Source organism: Rhizobium sp. 05L419, from assembly GCF_056397845.1.
Map to the genome: position 1 here is coordinate 144,064 of NZ_JBFTOF010000001.1, position 16,515 is coordinate 160,578.

Here is a 16,515-nt window from a genome sequence, read left to right on the forward strand (position 1 = left end):
GCGTGACTTATAAGCAACGCAATGTGGCGAAAATGCAACGCAGCCTGTCACATTGTCAAGCGGTGCGGGAGCTTCTGTACACGGATACGCCGAGTTCCCTGATCTTCTTGCGCAGCGTATTGCGGTTGAGGCCAAGCAGATCGGCAGCCTTGATCTGGTTGCCACGCGTGGCCGTCAGCGCTGCGAGTATGAGCGGATACTCCATCTCCGTCAGCACGCGATCATAGAGACCGGGGGGCGGCAAGTTGTCGCCGAAACTTGCGAAATAGGTTCGCATGTTCTCTTCGACAGCCTGCGCAATGGTCATGTTGCCGTTGCGGATCGGTCCCTTCTCGATCGGACTGTCGGGAACGTCCGACCGCAGCTCGGACTCGATGATCTCCCGCGTGATGACGTCCTGCGGATAGAGCGCCATCAGACGGCGAATGAGGTTCTCGAGCTCGCGCACGTTGCCCGGCCAGGCATAGGCCTTCATCAGGTCCAGCGCCTCCTGATCGAAGCGCTTGGTGCCCAGGCCTTCCTTTTCCGCCTGCTGTATGAAGTGCCGGACGAGGTCCGGAATGTCCTCAGCACGGTCGCGCAGTGGCGGCAGGCGCAACGGCACGACGTTGAGGCGGTAATAGAGGTCTTCGCGGAACAGGCCCTGGTTGATGGCCTGCTTCAGGTCCTTGTTGGTCGCCGCCACGATGCGGACATCGGTGCGGATCGGTGTGCGTCCGCCGACGGTCGTGTATTCGCCCTGCTGAAGGACGCGAAGCAGGCGCGTCTGCGCATCCATCGGCATATCGCCGATTTCGTCCAGAAACAGCGTGCCGCCTTCGGCCTGTTCGAAGCGCCCAGTCGAACGCGCCTGAGCGCCGGTAAACGCTCCCTTTTCGTGGCCGAACAATTCCGATTCGATCAGATCGCGCGGAATGGCGGCCATGTTGATGGCCACGAACGGACCGTTGCGGCGCTTGCCGTAGTCGTGAAGCGCCCGGGCGACGAGCTCCTTGCCGGTGCCCGATTCGCCGGTGATCATCAGTGTCAGATCGGTCTGCATCAGGCGCGCGAGCACGCGATAGATTTCCTGCATCGCCGCCGAACGGCCGACCAGCGGCATGCCGTCCTGCATGTCCTCTTCGAGCTTCACGGGCTTGCGTTTCGGCTCCGCCAGCGCACGCCCGATGATGCCGATCAGTTCCGTCAGGTCGAAGGGCTTCGGGAGATAGTCGTAGGCGCCCTTCTCCGATGCCTTGATGGCCGTCATAAAGGTGTTCTGCGCGCTCATGACGAGCACGGGCAAGTCCGGACGCGCCTTCTTGATGCGCGGCAGTAGATCGAAGGCATTCTCATCCGGCATCACAACGTCGGTCACGACGAGATCGCCCTCGCCGGCCGAAACCCAGCGCCACAACGTTGCGGCATTGGAGGTGATACGTACGTCATAACCGGCGCGGCTCAAGGCCTGATTAAGCACGGTACGAATTGCCGCATCATCATCTGCGACGAGGATCGTTGCTGTCATCGAGAAGGTCCTGTGGGGTTCATGATCGTTGCATCTTCAAGCGAGGCATCCTTGGATGCAGGCATGAGAACGCGGAAGGTCGTCTTGTTGCTCTGGCTGTCGCATTCGATGATGCCACCGTGATCGCCGATGATCTTGGCAACGAGCGCAAGGCCGAGGCCGCTGCCGTTCGTCTTGGTGGTGATGAACGGGTCGAAGAGATGGGGCAGCAGATCGGACGGCACGCCGGGGCCGTTGTCCTGAACGCAGAATTCCAGCGGCAGCGAAATCTTCTCGCGCGTTCCGGCGACCGACAGGCGAATGCCGGGCCGGTAGGCGGTCGTCAGCACGATCTCGCCGTCCGGCCGGTCGCCGACCGCCTCTGCAGCATTCTTGACGAGGTTGAGGAAGACCTGAACGAGCTGATCGCGGTTGGCGTAGACCGACGGCAGCGATGGGTCGTAGCTTTCCGTGATCCGCAGATGGCGCGCAAAGCCTGCCTTGGCAACCGCCTTCACATGATCAAGAACAGAATGGATGTTGACCGGCACGCGGTCCACCGGCCGCTCGTCGGAGAAAACCTCCATGCGATCGACCAGCGAGACGATACGGTCGGTTTCGTCGCAGATGAGACGGGTCAGGGCACGATCTTCATCGCCGGCGGACTGCTCAAGAAGCTGCGCTGCGCCGCGAATACCCGAGAGCGGATTCTTGATCTCATGCGCAAGCATCGATGCCAGGCCGGTCACCGAGCGGGCTGCCGCGCGATGAGTCAGCTGCCGATCGATCTTGTCGGCCATCGAGCGCTCCTGGAAGACGATCACGACGGACCCCGGTTCGCTGACCACCGGCGCCACGTAGATATCCACCAGCTTGTCCTGACCGAGCCGCGGGGAGCTAATGTCGACGCGATACTCGTTGATCGGTGCGCGGCGTTCCCGCACCTGATCGATCAACGCCAGAAGCGGGCTTCCGAACGGGATGAACGTGGAGATCCTGTAGCGAGCGAGATGCGAGGCGCTGGCGCCGAAAAACGCCTCGGCCTCCCAATTGGCAAATGCCACAAGACCGGCCTCATTGACCATGACGACCGGATTTTGAATGGCGTTGAGGACCGCCATAGCAACGGCACTGCCGGCGTGGTCGGCCGATAGCGGCACATCGTTTGTCATGCGGCCTCCCGGGTCTCATTGTCCGATGCCGCGGCTAACAGGGCATCGTTGAATCGTTGCGAAACCTCACCGGCATCCCGCGCGGTCATGATTGCAGCTTTGTCGGTCGCTGCAATTGCCGGAGCGAAGCGTTCGAGATACCAACCGAGATGCTTGCGCGCGTGGCGCACGGCAACCGCCTCGCCATAGAACTCAAGCATCATTCGGTAGTGCTCGACGGCAATATCGGCGATCTCCCAGGCCTGCGGCGCCTTCCCGCCTGCAAGCACGCCCGCATGCCAAGGCCGCCCCTGGCACCCGCGACCGACCATCACCGCGTCAGCGCCTGAGCGGCGCAAAATCTCACGAGCATCTTCAACTGTCTCGACATCGCCGTTGGCGACCAGTGGAATGGAGAGGGCATCGCGGACAGCACGGATTGCGTCCCAATCGGCACGCCCCTCGTAGAACTGCATGCGCGTGCGGCCGTGAATGGTCACGAGCTGAACGCCGGCATCCTCGGCGCGCTTGGCGATCTCAGGCGCATTGATGGAATTCTCGTCCCAACCCAGACGCATCTTCAGCGTCACAGGTACGTCAACGGCCTTGACGGTCGCCTCGATGAGACCAAGGGCATGGTCGGGATCGCGCATCAGCGCAGAACCGGAATAGCCGCCGATCACCTTCTTGGCAGGGCAGCCCATGTTGATGTCGATGATGTCGGCGCCGTGGTCCGCGGCAATTTTTGCCGCCTCGGCCATCCAGTGCGCCTCGCGCCCGGCGAGCTGGACCACATGCGGCTGGAAACCCGCAGCCTCCAGTCGCGCCCAGGATTCGGAGGTATTGTTGACGAGTTCGCGGCTTGCCACCATTTCCGTCACGACCAGGCCGGCACCATGGCGCCACGCCAGCTGGCGGAAGGGCATATCGGTTACGCCGGACATGGGTGCCAGCACGACGCGGTTGCGCACCATGACGGTTCCGATCCGCAAAGGGGATGCGAGGTCTACTTCAGACAAATGATTATCTTTCAGGCACGCCGGATAGGTGCACTATTTTTAGACAGGTTTGAATGGCTTGCCAAGGGGGCAGTGACCGAATTGATATTTTTCGGGCAAATGCTGGAATTCGGTGCGCCAAGCCGTTAGAGCACCAGTGCAAATTCTGCTTTTTGGGGATTTATGCCGCAAATGCATCAAACGCAACCGATATCGATCGGAATTGTCGTCGTGGCCGCCGGACGTGGCGAGCGAGCGGGCGCGTCCGAAGAGGGGCCGAAACAGTATCGCCTGATCGGCGGCAAGCCCGTCATTGCCCATACGCTTGAAAAGTTCATCGCATGGCAGGCAGCGCGACAGATCGTCGTGGTGATTCATCCAGATGACGAGGCGCTCCTTGCCAAGACGGCGGGCGGACTTGCCCCCGGCGTCCCGGTCGATGCCATTCACGGCGGCGCCACGCGCCAGCAGTCGGTTCTGGCGGGCCTGCGTCATCTGAAGGCCAAGGCGGTGACGCATGTCCTGATCCATGACGCGGTGCGGCCGTTCTTCGAGCACGACCTCCTGGACCGTATCGCCGCCGCCCTGTCGGATGGCGCGGATGCCGTCTTGCCGGCCATGGCCGTCGCAGACACCCTGAAACGCGCCGATGCTGCCGGGACGGTGATCGAAACGGTTCCCCGCGCGCAGCTTTATGCCGCGCAGACGCCGCAGGGCTTCGCCTTCGAAACGATCCTTGTCGCACACGAGAAAGCAGCGGCCTCGGGGCGCGACGATTTCACTGACGATGCTGCCATCGCCGAATGGGCCGGCATTCCGGTTATGATCGTCGAAGGAGCCGCGGACAACGTGAAGCTGACAGTGAGGCGCGATATCGCAATGGCGGACGACAGACTTTCAGGCACACATCTTCCCGACGTGCGTACCGGCAACGGCTACGACGTGCATCAGCTCGAGCCCGGCGACGGCGTGACGCTCTGCGGCGTCTTCATTCCGCATGACCAGAAGCTGAAGGGACATTCTGATGCCGACGTTGCGCTTCACGCACTGACGGACGCATTGCTGGCCACCTGTGGTGCCGGCGATATCGGCGACCATTTCCCGCCATCGGATCCGCAGTGGAAAGGCGCCCCGTCGCGCATCTTCATCGAGCATGCCGCCAGGATCGTGCGGGAGCGCGGCGGCACGATCATGAACGCCGACGTGTCGCTGATCGCCGAAGCACCGAAGGTCGGTCCGCACCGCGATGCAATGCGCGCCAAGCTCTCGGAATATCTCGGCATTTCGATCGACCGCTGCTCGGTCAAGGCCACCACCAACGAGACGATCGGCTTCGTCGGGCGCCGCGAAGGCATCGCTGCGATCGCCACCGCCACGGTCGTCTATCAAGGCGCCAAGCCATGAGCCTGTTTCCTGCCGACATTATCGCGGATGCCGAAGCGATCATCCGCGGCTTCACCGCAACTGGTATGATGATCTCGACGGCCGAATCCTGCACCGGCGGCCTGATCGCGGGCGCACTGACGGAGATCGCCGGCTCTTCTGCGGTCGTGGATCGCGGCTTCGTCACCTATACGAATAGCGCCAAGATGGAGATGCTGGGCGTCCAGGAGGCCACCCTCTCCCGCTATGGCGCCGTCTCGGAAGAGACGGCCCGGCAGATGGCGAACGGCGCCCTCTTCCGCTCGCGTGCCGACATCGCGATTGCGGTGACCGGCGTGGCCGGGCCAGGCGGCGGATCGGCAGAGAAGCCCGTCGGTCTTGTTCACCTTGCAGCCAAGTCACGGCGCGGCGGACTTGTGCATCAGAGAATGCTCTACGGCGATATCGGCCGCGACCAGGTGCGTCTTGCCACCGTCAGAACGGCGCTTGCCATGATCAGGCGGCTCGCTCAGGCATAGATCTTTCCGGCGCGCGTCTCGAAGGCCTCGGAAAACATCCGGAAGGCGCGGTCGAACATCGACCCCATGAGCGCCCCGAGGATGCGGCTCTTGAATTCGTAGTCGATGAAGAAGTGCACGTTGGAGCCGGCCGCGGTATCCTCGAAGCGCCAGCAATTGTCGAGATACTTGAACGGCCCGTCGATGTATTTGACGTCGATGACACGCTCCGCCTTGTTGAGCAACACCTGCGTCGTGAAGGTCTCGCGGATCGCCTTGTAGCCGACGGTCATGTCGGCAATCAACAGGATCTTGCCGTTGCGCTCCTTGCGGCTGCGGATGGCCAGGGCTTCACAAAGCGGCAGGAATTGCGGATAGCGCTCGACATCGGCGACGAGGTCGAACATCTGGTCTGCGGAGTGAGGCACGGGTCTATGCGTTTCGAATTGAGGCATGATCGGCAGTTAAGCGGGAGCGCCGAGAAGATCAAGAAGGTGACGCATCTGACGGCGGGATTTTAGTTCGATAACCGGCTTATCCGGCCCGTGAGCCGCCATACCAGCAACTATATGCGGCGTATACCTTTCCTCGAAAGTCCAAATGAACGCCAAGAATTCCCAATCGATCTTCTCAATACAGCCCGGCGCCATTTCCGGCCGCGTGCGCCCGAGAAACCTCAGCCAACGGGTGACAGCACCCCAGATACAAAGCAGGCGCGGCATGCGTACCCAGATGACGATATCGCTGCGCGCGACGCGAATATCGAAACTGGACGTGCTGGTGCCATCCATGATCCAACGGTCCCCGGCAATCCTCTCCAAAATGCGTTGGCGCTGCTCTTCCTTGCTGCGCAGGTTCCAGCCAGGCAACCAGCGGACATCCCGATCGATGGAGATATAGGTCAAACCGAAACGCGCAGCGATCGCTTGCGACACGGTTGATTTCCCGCCACCCGAACAGCCGATCACAAGGATGCGGTCTGCGCTGCTTAGGAGAGCGGCGGCCTGGTCAAAGTCAGCGACAAAATTCAGCATATTCCATTCCTGCAAATATCGAATCGACCTGGTCACTCAGGCGACGGGGGCGACGCCCTGAAGCAGATCGCTCATCTCTGCCCTGCTGCTCAGCTGCACGATCGGAACGGAGGGACCGTGCTCCTCAAATTCCACGAGGATTTTTGGCACGAAACGCTTCTCGAAGGTCCAGATATAGGTAAGGAATTCCCTGTCCGGGAACTGCTCCAGGCATCCCGGAGCCATGTCGGGCCGTGTCTTGCCGAGATGCCGGAAAGCACGCTTGCAGATGCCCCACAGGCAAAGCCAACGCGGCATGCGAACCCACACGACGGCCTCAGCGCGGGGCAAACGGATGTCAAAAGTCGATGGACCCGTGCCGTCCATAAGCCATCGTCTGCCTGCAACGGCTTCCACAATCAACTGCCGCTCTTCCTCCTTACTCCGTTTGACCCAGCCGGGGAGCCAGAAGAATTCGCGGTCCATGGAGATGTAAGGCAGATCCAGCACCTCAGACAGCTTGTGAGACAGCGTGCTCTTGCCGCCGCCGGAGCATCCGATGACCATGATGCGCTCTGCATTCTTCAGGAGCACCGCCGCGTCGGCCGCGCTTTCGACGAATTTCAGCATCTTGTCCCTCTACAATGCGGCCAGCAACATGTTGCTCTCGCGGTAAGAGCGAAGAACGAGCACCCGCACGCCGCCATGCCGGGCCAATGCGCCCGCGAACTCGGGAACCTCGTCGCGCTCGAAGTTCCAGACATATTTCAGGAATTTCCAGCTGATGCGCTCGGGGCATCCGTCTGCCATCTCCGGCCGGACCTGCCCGCGATATTTCATCCAGCGGCCGAAGATGCCCCTTAGAGAGACAAGACGTGGCGGACGGCACCAAAGCGCGAGATCGGCTTTGGCGAGACGAATGTGAAGGCTGCCGGGGCTATTTCCATCGATGATCCAGCGAGGGCCAGCGGAAAGCTCCTCCATCCGCTGCAGCGCCTCCGGCCGATCTCGCATCTTCCAGCCCGCAAGCCAGAAAACACCACGATCGAGGGAGACATAGTCGAGGCCGCGCCTAGCTGCCAAAGCCTGGGCGAGCGTCCTCTTGCCGCTGCCCGAGCAGCCGAAGACGAGGATGCGCGTGGCAGACCGGACCGGCGGTGCGGCCTCTTCGATGCCGTCCAGGAATCGCACCAGCACCCTCTCCTCAAATAAAAAGCCGCGGCAATATCGCCGCGGCTCTCTGAAAATGCAAGTCTTCGTTGTTTATTCTGCAGCCACAAGTAATTTCTTCTCGCGCGCAGCCCTCAGGCGGGTGAAGTCATCGCCGGCGTGGTGCGAGGAGCGCGTCAGCGGGCTCGAGGCGACCATCAGGAAGCCCTTGGTGTAGGCTACTGTCTCGTAGGACTTGAACTCGTCGGGTGTCACGAAGCTCATGACCGCATGATGCTTGCGGGTCGGCTGCAGGTACTGGCCGATCGTCAGGAAGTCGACGTCTGCTGTGCGCAGGTCGTCCATCAGCTGCAGCACTTCGTTGCGCTCTTCGCCGAGGCCCACCATGATGCCGGACTTGGTGAACATCGTCGGGTCCAGCTCCTTCACACGCTGCAGCAGGCGGATGGAGTGGAAGTAGCGTGCGCCCGGGCGAACCGTCAGGTAGTTGCCAGGCACGGTTTCCATGTTGTGGTTGAAGACGTCGGGCTTGGCAGCGACAACGCGCTCCAGCGCTCCGGGCTTCTTCAGAAAGTCGGGCGTCAGGATCTCGATCGTGGTGGCCGGAGATGCGGCGCGAATGGCCCAGATCACCTTCTCGAAGTGCTCGGCGCCACCATCTACGAGATCGTCGCGGTCGACGGAGGTGATGACGACGTGGCTGAGACCCATCTGCTTGACGGCCTTGGCGACGTTTTCGGGCTCGGCCATGTCGAGCGCGTTCGGCTTGCCTGTCGCGACGTTGCAGAAGGCACAGGCACGCGTACAGATCTCGCCCATGATCATGAAGGTCGCGTGCTTCTTGTCCCAGCACTCGCCGATATTCGGGCAGCCGGCTTCCTCGCAAACGGTGACGAGCTTATGCTCCTTCACGATTGAACGCGTTTCAGCGTAACCCTTGGAGGTCGGCGCCTTGACGCGGATCCAGTCCGGCTTGCGCATGACTTCCGTATCCGGGCGATGCGCCTTTTCCGGATGCCGCACGCGTTTTGCGTCGGGATTGATCGTGTCGAGAATGGTTACCATAGCAGTTCAACTCTCCACCGCCCCATGCGGCAAGGATCTATCGGCGCGCAATCCGCGCCACGAATATCAGCAGGCAGGCACCAAGGAAACCCGTAATGAAATAGCCGAGCCTGCCGCCGGCCACTTCAAGATGAAACTGCGCCAGGATCGCGGTCGCCACAACCGAGCCGACGATCCCGAGCACGATGTTCAGCAATATGCCGTAACGGGCTTCCATCAGCTTGCCCGCAAGCCAGCCCGCAAAACCGCCGATGATGATTGCTGCAATCCAGCCTACGCCTTCCATACTGTCCTTCGCCCCTTACGCTATCGCTCTTGCGATCAGCACCACGACGATGGCACCGACGGTTGCGTGAATGATCTGCACCACAATTGCATTTTCAATCCCCAGCGAAATGCCGAGCGCGTTGAAGAGAAACCCTCCGACGAACGCGCCGATGATGCCGCTGAGCAGGCACCGTATCAATCCGCCTCCCCCGACGATCAGGCTGGCGAGAAAGCCTGCGACGAGACCGATCAGAAGAAAGATGAGCAGTGCCTGCGCACCCATAGACATGATGATTTCCTTTCGTTTTTTCCACCCCTTGGGATGGCTCCCGCCACCCGGGATGGCTGTCGCCACTCCTGAGGGACGGCTTACGCCGCCCTCAGATAAAGGGCGGCGCAGGAAATTATCAAGCGTTCAGAACGCGGCCGTAAGCGTCGAGAACCGCTTCCTTCATGCTTTCGGACACCGTCGGATGCGGGAAGATCGTGTGCATCAGTTCTTCTTCGGTCGTCTCGAGGTTCATTGCCACGACGAAGCCCTGGATCAGTTCGGTCACTTCGGCGCCGACCATGTGCGCGCCGAGCAATTCGCCGGTCTTCTTGTCGAAGATGACCTTGACCATGCCCTGGTCTTCGCCCAGCGCGATGGCCTTGCCGTTGGCCGCGAAGGAGAAGCGGCCGACGCGAACGTCGCGGCCCTGCTCCTTGGCCTTGGCTTCGGTGAGGCCGACGGAGGCGACCTGCGGGTTGCAGTAGGTGCAGCCCGGAACCTTGCTCTTGTCGGTCGGATGCACGTTCGGCAGGCCGGCGATCTTTTCGACGCAGACGACACCCTCGTGCTCGGCCTTGTGGGCGAGCATCGGCGGGCCGGCAACGTCGCCGATGGCGTAGATGCCCGGCACGTTGGTTTTGCCGTAGCCGTCGATCACCACGCAGCCGCGGTCCGTTTTCACGCCGACGGCCTCGAGACCGAGGTTTTCGATGTTGCCCTGCACCCCCACTGCCGAAATCATCCGGTCGGCCGTGATCTGCTGGACCTTGCCGTCAGCTGTCTCGACATGCGCGGTTACGCTGTTTGCGGCCTTCTCGACCTTAGTGACCTTGGCGCCCGTGAAGATCTTCAGGCCGCGCTTTTCCAGTTGCTTGCGGGCAATCGCCGTCACTTCCGCGTCTTCAACGGGCATGATGGTCGGCATGACTTCGACGACGGTGACATCAACGCCCATCGAACGATAAAAGCTTGCGAACTCGATGCCGATCGCGCCCGAGCCCATGACGATCAGCGACTTCGGCAGCTCATCCGGCTTCAGCGCTTCGAAATAGGTCCAGATCAGCTTGCCATCCGGCTCGATGCCGGGCAGTGCGCGCGGACGGGCGCCGGTGGCAATGATGATGTTTTTTGCGGTGTAGGTGCCTTCGGCGCTCTTGATGTTCTTCGGCAGCGGATGCTGCGGCTCGACGGCTGGCTTGCTGGGCTTGGTGACGACGATCTCGCCTGGTTTGGTGATCTTGGCTTCGCCCCAGATCACATCCACCTTGTTCTTCTTCATCAGGAAGCCGACGCCACTATTCAGGCGGGCGGAGACGCCGCGCGAGCGGGCAACGACGGCCTTCACGTCGGCGCTGACCTTGCCCTCGAGAACAAGGCCATAGTCCTTCAGGTGGTTGGAATGGTCGAGAATTTCGGCCGAACGCAGCAGCGCCTTGGTCGGAATGCAGCCCCAGTTCAGGCAGATGCCGCCCAGATGTTCGCGCTCCACGATCGCGGTCTTGAGGCCCAGCTGACTGGCGCGTACAGCGGCGACATAGCCGCCCGGACCGGAGCCAATTATGATGACGTCGTAATTCTCAGCCATATTTTCCTGCCTTTGTTATCGGGCGTCGCGGGTGAGAAGCACCCACTCGTGTTTCCTGCTGCTTTCGAAAAAAGACACCGCATCGACGCGCGCCTTCTCCGAAAAACCATTCCTCTTGTAAAGCGTCAGTGCCGCTTCGTTATAGCTCGCGGTGATCAGGCTTACCGGCAGTTCCCCCGCCCGCTCGATCTGGTCTTCGAGTATCCGGTTGCCGATCCCGATGCCTCGTAAATGGCTGTAGACACCGAGCGTCACGATAAACCAGCTTCCAATCACCGTCTTCTGCAGATCGATGACCGGCTTGAGAGCCGGGCGATCCGGTTGAATGTCCCGTATGCCTTCGCCGAGACCGTAACCGATCGCCGCTCCGGCGATCTCGCCATAGGCCTCAGCGATGACTGCGTCGCCCCAGTTGCCACGACCTTCGTCGCGGCGCATTTTCCGCCGCCCGAGCTCCATCGGCGTGTCACCGCCGCCGTTTCCAACTTCGGTCAGCCAGAGCCACGAGGCAAAGCCATGCGCGGCAATATCCACGAGAACCGCCAGTTCGGCCGCGTCCTCCCGCACAGCGGGACGGAGCGTCACGAAAGAGCCCATGGTCACAGCCCCAGCATCATCCGCACGGTCGATTCCAGGCCGCGCCCGAGAGCGCGGGTATTCTCTGCATCAAGGTGTATGCCATCGAGCGGCGTCGTCCTGGCAACCGAATTGCCATCGAAGAAGCCGCAACCAAGCTCGTCCGCGAGATCGCGATAGAGCGTCGCAAGCTTGGCGGACTCCTCGATGCCACCGACGAAGGACGCAGCAAACGGCACGTTTGCCGTCTCGCACAGTTTCGGCGGCGCGACGATCAGAATGTCCGGCGCGTCGAATTCGAAAGGCCAGGCATGATTGCGGATCAGCCTGACCAACCGGGCGATGCCTTGGCAGGCGGCAAACGCCGATCCCGCCACGACCGGCTTCATGTCGTTGGTGCCGAGAAGGAGGATGACGAGATCGAGCGGCGCATGCGTCTGCAGGATTGTCGGCAGAATGCGGGCACCGTTGCGATCGCAATCGGCGAGGTGATCGTCGAATGCGGTCGTGCGACCGTTCAGGCCCTCGGCAATGATCCTGACCTCATTGCCGAGCGCTGCCTGCAGCGTGCTCGGCCAACGGTCCTTGTAGTCATGACGACCGATGGAAACAGCGTCATAACCCCAGGTCAGCGAGTCGCCGTAGCAAAGAACGGTCTTCGTCATTTCCGTCTCCGCTTCCGTCTCAGACGAGCATGCCCATCGGATTTTCGATATAGCCCTTGAATGCCTGGAGCAGCTCGGCACCGAGAGCGCCGTCGACACAGCGATGGTCCGTCGACAGCGTGACGCTCATCACGGTTGCGATGACCATTTCGCCCTTGCGGACAACGACGCGCTGTTCGCCAGCGCCGACCGCGAGGATCGTTGCATGAGGCGGGTTGATGACGGCCGCGAACTGCTTCACGCCCATCATGCCCATGTTGGAGACCGAGGTGGTGCCGCCCTGGAACTCCTCGGGCTTCAGCTTTCGATCCTTGGCGCGCTTGCCGAGGTCGCGCATCTCGTTGGAGATGACCGACAGGGTCTTTTCCTCAGCCTTGCGGATGATCGGGGTGATCAGGCCGCCCGGGATTGAGACGGCAACGCCGACGTCGACATGTTTGTGCTTGACCATGTTGCTTTCGGTCCAGGAGACGTTGGCATCTGGAACATCGCGCAGCGCAAGCGCCATGGCCTTGATGACCATGTCGTTGACGGACAGTTTGTAGGAGGCGCCACCATCCTTGCGGGGAGCCGCATCGTTGAGCTGGGCGCGCAACGCCAGCAGCGCATCAAGTTCGCAATCGACGGTGACGTAAAAGTGGGGCACAGTCTGCTTGGATTCGACGAGGCGCTTGGCAATGACCTTGCGCATGCCGTCATGCGGCACAAGTTCGTAGGAGCCAGGTTCGAACAGCTTGAGAACGGCCTCCTCCGAAGCGCCCTTCGGCGCGGCAGCGGCCGAAGCCGGAGCAGCAGCTTGCGGGGCAGCGGCAGCAAGTGCCGGAGCAGCCTTGGCACCAGCGCCTGAGGCCGCGGCTTCCACGTCGCTCTTGACGACGCGGCCATGCGGACCAGAACCAGCGATTGCGGACAGGTCGATACCTGCTTCCTTCGCCAGTCGACGTGCAAGCGGCGACGAGAATGTGCGGTTGCCGTCTGCCGAAACCGCTGCCGGTGCAACAGCCTGGACAGGAGCAGCAGCCGGCGTGGACGGCGCGGGTGCGGCCTTCGGCGCTTCGGCAGCATCGGCCTTCTGGGCCGGAGCGGTAGAGCCTGCACCGCTGGCAGCGGCGCCGACATCTTCCCCTTCGGCGGCCAGAACCGCGATCAGCGCATTGACCTTGACGCCTTCGGTGCCGGCCGGAACGACGATCTTGGCAACGGTGCCTTCGTCGACGGCTTCGACTTCCATCGTCGCCTTGTCTGTTTCGATCTCGGCGATCACATCGCCTGATTTAACGGTGTCGCCTTCCTTGACCAGCCACTTGGCCAGATTGCCTTCTTCCATCGTCGGAGAGAGGGCAGGCATCGTGATGTTGATAGGCATCGAAATACCCTCCCCTTGTTACTTGTAGCAGACGGCTTTCACCGCCTGAACGACTTCGTCGACGTTCGGGAGCGCAAGCTTCTCGAGGTTGGCGGCGTAAGGCATCGGAACGTCCTTGCCGGCAATCGTCAGGACAGGTGCGTCGAGATAGTCGAAGGCCTGCTGCATGACGCGGGTGGCGATTTCGGTGCCGACCGAGTTCTGCGGATAACCCTCCTCGACGGTGACCAGACGGCCGGTCTTCTTGACGGATTCGATGACCGTCGGCAGGTCCATCGGACGGATCGTGCGAAGGTCGATCAGTTCGACGTCGATGCCGAGCTTTTCGAGTTCGGCGACAGCCTTGACGGCATAGGTCATGCCGATACCGAAGGAGACGACCGTGACATCCTTGCCCGGACGGTGGATTCGAGCCTTGCCGATCGGCAGAACGAAATTGTCGAGCTTCGGCACGTCGAAGTGCTGACCGTAGAGAATCTCGTTCTCAAGGAAGACAACCGGGTTCGGATCGCGGATGGCAGCCTTGAGAAGGCCCTTGGCGTCGGATGCCGTGTAGGGCATGACGACCTTGAGGCCCGGGATCTGGCTGTACCACGAAGCGTAGTCCTGGCTGTGCTGGGCACCGACGCGGGCTGCGGCGCCGTTTGGGCCGCGGAAGACGATGGGCGCGCCCATCTGGCCGCCCGACATGTAGAGTGTCTTGGCAGCGGAGTTGATGATCTGGTCGATCGCCTGCATGGCGAAGTTGAAGGTCATGAACTCCACGATCGGCTTCAGGCCGGACATCGCAGCACCGACGCCGACGCCGGCAAAGCCGTGCTCGGTGATCGGGGTATCGATCACGCGGCGCGGTCCGAATTCCTGCAGCAGACCCTGGGTGACCTTGTAGGCGCCCTGGTATTCGGCAACTTCCTCGCCCATGACGAAGACGTTGTCGTCAGCGCGCATTTCTTCGGCCATTGCGTCGCGGAGCGCCTCGCGAACGGTCATGGAGACCATTTCGGTGCCTGCCGGGATTTCGGGATCGTTCGGCACGTAAGCCTTTGGCTCGGCCGGTATGGGAGCCTGTGCAGCCGCAGCAGCCGGCTTTTCTTCGGTCTGCGGCGCATCGGCCGGAGCCGGCGCTGCCGCCGGAGCGGACGCGGAAATGTCAGAAGCCGTTTCACCGTCCTGGAGGAGAACGGCGATCTTGGCGTTCACCTTCACGCCTTCGGTACCAGCTGGAACCAAAAGCTTGCCGATGACGCCTTCGTCGACGGCTTCGACTTCCATGGTCGCCTTGTCGGTTTCGATCTCGGCAATGACGTCGCCGGAGGTGACCTTGTCACCTTCCTGCTTGAGCCATTTGGACAGTGTGCCTTCTTCCATCGTCGGAGAGAGGGCGGGCATGAGAATATCGATTGGCATGGGTCAACCCTCCCCTTAAAGCAGAATGTCGGTGTAAAGCTCGGACGCATCCGGCTCAGGAGCGGACTGGGCGAAATCGGCGCTGTCGGCAACTATATCGCGGACGTCCTTGTCGATCGCCTTCAGATCGTCCTCAGATGCCCAGCCCTTCTCGATGAGGCGCGCCTTCACCTGCTCGATCGGATCGGATTCCGAGCGCATCTTCTGCACTTCATCCTTGGAACGATACTTCGCCGGGTCGGACATGGAGTGGCCGCGATAGCGATAGGTCAGCATTTCGAGAATGATTGGGCCCTTGCCGGCGCGGCAATGTTCCAGCGCCTCGTCGGCCGCCGCCTTTACGGCGCGAACATCCATGCCGTCGACCTGAATGCCGGGAATACCGAAGCCCGAGCCGCGTAGCGAGTAGTTCGACTGAGCCGTGGCGCGCGCTGTCGACGTACCCATGGCGTAGCGGTTGTTCTCGACGATGTAGATGATCGGCAGCTTCCAGAGAGCAGCCATGTTGAAGCTCTCGTAAACCTGGCCCTGGTTGGCGGCACCGTCGCCAAAATATGCAATCGAAACGCTGTCGTTACCGCGGTAGCGATTGGCGAAAGCCAGACCCGTGCCGAGAGACACCTGGGCACCAACGATACCGTGACCGCCGTAGAAATGCTTCTCCTTGGAGAACATGTGCATCGAGCCGCCCTTGCCTCGGGAATAGCCGCTGATGCGTCCGGTAAGTTCCGCCATGACGCCACGGGCGCTCATGCCGGTGGCCAGCATATGACCATGGTCACGATAGGCCGTAATGACCTGATCGCCTTCCTTTTGGGCCATCTGCATGCCAACGACGACAGCTTCCTGGCCAATGTAGAGATGACAGAAACCGCCGATGAAGCCCATGCCGTAAAGCTGACCCGCCTTCTCCTCGAAGCGGCGGATGAGAAGCATCTCGCGATAGGCCTTCAGCTCCTCATCGCGATCGAAGTCGGCAATGGCACCTCCGTTCGATTCTTTGCGTGCAGGTTTCGCGCTGGTTTTGCGGCTGGAAACGGTCGCGTTTTTTCGCGGCGCCATTCAACCCTCCCTATGGGTTTATCGGTTCTTAGGTGGCGCGTACCATAGGGAAGAAATTTCGCCACAGCAATGCCATAAATGCATGGCTCATATTCTGCGTTAAATTATTGATAAATCTACACTTATTTCAATTAACCTGTATTTGGTTAATTCGAATAATGATTGAATATGACGACCTCGTCGGCACGCGAGAAATTCAGCTGCAGACGCGCTTTCTCGTCCAGCATATCTTTGTCCATCGAACCATCACTCAACAGCGCGACCTGATTTTCAAGATGCTCGCGCTTGCCCTTCAGAACCGCCAGCTCCCTCTCCCGCGCGACACGTTGGCGCTCGAACACTTCGGTTGCGCGCAGGCCGTAATCGCCATGGATGCAATGGTAGCCGAAATAGGAAAGAAAGGCGACCGCCATGGCCGGAACGACGAACCGGCCGATCTTTTTCTTCTTATGGTGCTTTGTCCACATACACGCATTCTCGAAACGCATTACCTTTGCGAGTGAGACTACCGATGAGAGATTAACCGTCCGTTGACTATGAACGTCGCACAACA

At 61.0% G+C, this 16,515-nt stretch carries 19 protein-coding genes; 2 read left to right on the forward strand and 17 right to left on the reverse strand.

Going from position 1 to position 16,515, the window contains the following annotated elements:
* Positions 1 to 55: 55 nt before the first annotated feature.
* From ntrC to dusB, 3 genes are read right to left on the reverse strand one after another with little or no spacing between them, the layout of a single operon-like run.
* Complete coding sequence (gene ntrC / locus AC1DMK_RS00740) at positions 56 to 1,507, reverse strand: nitrogen regulation protein NR(I) (RefSeq protein ID WP_037061546.1); 1,452 nt, start codon at positions 1,505 to 1,507, stop codon at positions 56 to 58.
* Positions 1,504 to 2,658 carry a two-component system sensor histidine kinase NtrB gene (locus AC1DMK_RS00745; RefSeq protein ID WP_037061543.1) on the reverse strand — a complete coding sequence of 385 codons (1,155 nt, stop codon included), beginning with the start codon at positions 2,656 to 2,658 and terminating at the stop codon, positions 1,504 to 1,506. The genes ntrC and AC1DMK_RS00745 overlap by 4 nt, the downstream gene beginning before the upstream one ends.
* The gene (gene dusB / locus AC1DMK_RS00750; RefSeq protein WP_477856889.1) at positions 2,655 to 3,611 is read right to left on the reverse strand and encodes a tRNA dihydrouridine synthase DusB; all 957 of its coding nucleotides are present in this window, start codon (positions 3,609 to 3,611) and stop codon (positions 2,655 to 2,657) included. The genes AC1DMK_RS00745 and dusB overlap by 4 nt, the downstream gene beginning before the upstream one ends.
* Before the next feature lie 207 nt (positions 3,612 to 3,818).
* Here dusB and AC1DMK_RS00755 point away from each other — a divergent pair, with 207 nt between their 5' ends.
* Both AC1DMK_RS00755 and AC1DMK_RS00760 read left to right on the forward strand, forming a co-directional pair.
* Positions 3,819 to 5,039 carry a bifunctional 2-C-methyl-D-erythritol 4-phosphate cytidylyltransferase/2-C-methyl-D-erythritol 2,4-cyclodiphosphate synthase gene (locus AC1DMK_RS00755; protein WP_477856599.1) on the forward strand — a complete coding sequence of 407 codons (1,221 nt, stop codon included), beginning with the start codon at positions 3,819 to 3,821 and terminating at the stop codon, positions 5,037 to 5,039.
* Complete coding sequence (locus tag AC1DMK_RS00760) at positions 5,036 to 5,536, forward strand: CinA family protein (RefSeq protein WP_477856601.1); 501 nt, start codon at positions 5,036 to 5,038, stop codon at positions 5,534 to 5,536. The genes AC1DMK_RS00755 and AC1DMK_RS00760 overlap by 4 nt, the downstream gene beginning before the upstream one ends.
* Here AC1DMK_RS00760 and AC1DMK_RS00765 read toward each other — a convergent pair.
* The 14 genes from AC1DMK_RS00765 to AC1DMK_RS00830 form a co-directional block, all read right to left on the reverse strand.
* Positions 5,527 to 5,970, reverse strand: a complete 444-nt coding sequence (locus AC1DMK_RS00765; RefSeq protein WP_477856603.1) for a type II toxin-antitoxin system RatA family toxin — start codon at positions 5,968 to 5,970, stop codon at positions 5,527 to 5,529. The two genes, AC1DMK_RS00760 and AC1DMK_RS00765, sit on opposite strands and share 10 nt — an antisense overlap.
* Positions 5,971 to 5,979: 9 nt before the next feature.
* Positions 5,980 to 6,549 carry a P-loop NTPase family protein gene (locus AC1DMK_RS00770; RefSeq protein WP_477856605.1) on the reverse strand — a complete coding sequence of 190 codons (570 nt, stop codon included), beginning with the start codon at positions 6,547 to 6,549 and terminating at the stop codon, positions 5,980 to 5,982.
* Between the two features lie 36 nt (positions 6,550 to 6,585).
* Positions 6,586 to 7,158, reverse strand: coding sequence for a P-loop NTPase family protein (locus tag AC1DMK_RS00775; RefSeq protein ID WP_477856607.1), 573 nt, complete (start codon positions 7,156 to 7,158; stop codon positions 6,586 to 6,588).
* Between the two features lie 9 nt (positions 7,159 to 7,167).
* Positions 7,168 to 7,719: a P-loop NTPase family protein gene (locus AC1DMK_RS00780; protein ID WP_477856609.1), complete on the reverse strand. Its 552-nt coding sequence runs from the start codon at positions 7,717 to 7,719 to the stop codon at positions 7,168 to 7,170.
* 72 nt (positions 7,720 to 7,791) lie between these two features.
* On the reverse strand, positions 7,792 to 8,763 hold the full coding sequence (gene lipA / locus AC1DMK_RS00785) for a lipoyl synthase (RefSeq protein WP_037061527.1): 972 nt from the start codon (positions 8,761 to 8,763) through the stop codon (positions 7,792 to 7,794).
* 37 nt (positions 8,764 to 8,800) lie between these two features.
* Positions 8,801 to 9,049, reverse strand: a complete 249-nt coding sequence (locus tag AC1DMK_RS00790; protein ID WP_037061526.1) for a GlsB/YeaQ/YmgE family stress response membrane protein — start codon at positions 9,047 to 9,049, stop codon at positions 8,801 to 8,803.
* Positions 9,050 to 9,064: 15 nt separating this feature from the next.
* Positions 9,065 to 9,319 carry a GlsB/YeaQ/YmgE family stress response membrane protein gene (locus AC1DMK_RS00795; protein ID WP_037061524.1) on the reverse strand — a complete coding sequence of 85 codons (255 nt, stop codon included), beginning with the start codon at positions 9,317 to 9,319 and terminating at the stop codon, positions 9,065 to 9,067.
* Positions 9,320 to 9,437: 118 nt separating this feature from the next.
* On the reverse strand, positions 9,438 to 10,886 hold the full coding sequence (gene lpdA, locus AC1DMK_RS00800; protein WP_477856611.1) for a dihydrolipoyl dehydrogenase: 1,449 nt from the start codon (positions 10,884 to 10,886) through the stop codon (positions 9,438 to 9,440).
* 15 nt (positions 10,887 to 10,901) lie between these two features.
* On the reverse strand, positions 10,902 to 11,483 hold the full coding sequence (locus tag AC1DMK_RS00805) for a GNAT family N-acetyltransferase (protein ID WP_037061519.1): 582 nt from the start codon (positions 11,481 to 11,483) through the stop codon (positions 10,902 to 10,904).
* Positions 11,484 to 11,485: 2 nt separating this feature from the next.
* On the reverse strand, positions 11,486 to 12,127 hold the full coding sequence (locus AC1DMK_RS00810; RefSeq protein ID WP_037061515.1) for an SGNH/GDSL hydrolase family protein: 642 nt from the start codon (positions 12,125 to 12,127) through the stop codon (positions 11,486 to 11,488).
* A gap of 19 nt (positions 12,128 to 12,146) precedes the next feature.
* Complete coding sequence (locus tag AC1DMK_RS00815; protein WP_477856613.1) at positions 12,147 to 13,493, reverse strand: pyruvate dehydrogenase complex dihydrolipoamide acetyltransferase; 1,347 nt, start codon at positions 13,491 to 13,493, stop codon at positions 12,147 to 12,149.
* An 18-nt stretch (positions 13,494 to 13,511) separates the two neighbouring features.
* A complete protein-coding gene (locus AC1DMK_RS00820) occupies positions 13,512 to 14,900 on the reverse strand; it encodes a pyruvate dehydrogenase complex E1 component subunit beta (protein ID WP_477856615.1) in 1,389 nt (462 codons plus the stop codon).
* Between the two features lie 15 nt (positions 14,901 to 14,915).
* Entirely contained in the window at positions 14,916 to 15,962 is a 1,047-nt protein-coding gene (pdhA, locus tag AC1DMK_RS00825; protein WP_037061508.1) for a pyruvate dehydrogenase (acetyl-transferring) E1 component subunit alpha, read from the reverse strand.
* 146 nt (positions 15,963 to 16,108) lie between these two features.
* Positions 16,109 to 16,429 carry an FtsB family cell division protein gene (locus AC1DMK_RS00830; RefSeq protein ID WP_037061506.1) on the reverse strand — a complete coding sequence of 107 codons (321 nt, stop codon included), beginning with the start codon at positions 16,427 to 16,429 and terminating at the stop codon, positions 16,109 to 16,111.
* Positions 16,430 to 16,515 lie beyond the last annotated feature (86 nt).